This is a genomic window from Candidatus Glassbacteria bacterium (assembly GCA_019456185.1).
Taxonomy (GTDB): domain Bacteria; phylum Gemmatimonadota; class Glassbacteria; order GWA2-58-10; family GWA2-58-10; genus JAJRTS01.
In genome coordinates this window covers 1-335 of the sequence record VRUH01000047.1, presented here as the reverse complement: position 1 = coordinate 335, position 335 = coordinate 1, and the positions used below count along the sequence as shown (strand labels likewise).

The window sequence follows — 335 nt, the reverse complement described above, 5'->3', positions numbered from 1 at the left end:
CACGGTTTCACCAGTTCAAGGCGGCTCAAGTAATGGCGGTAAAGGGCGAACTCGAGGGGCTTGTCCACAACCACAATGTGCTGATTTCCCGCGGATCGATCGAGGATGCGGCGAAGGTCAAGGAATTGATCAGCGGATACCTGTCGCAGGAAGACATGGTTCCGCGCCTCTACCGTTCGATCAGGGACAAGTTCGAGGAGTTCCTCTCCTGCGCTGAAACCAATTTCGGCCGTTTTACGGAAATTATCAATTACGAGCACCTGACACAATTAGAGTTTTTCTACCCCGAGTTTTTCACCGAGCTGGCCACGTATATTGATAACTCGGCGCAAAAA

General features: G+C 51.3%; 1 protein-coding gene. It reads left to right on the top strand.

The window, feature by feature from the left end; all coding sequences use genetic code 11:
- Positions 1 to 32: 32 nt before the first annotated feature.
- Positions 33 to 335: hypothetical protein (locus FVQ81_14205; GenBank protein ID MBW7997697.1), on the top strand; the 303-nt coding region annotated here is incomplete at its 3' end.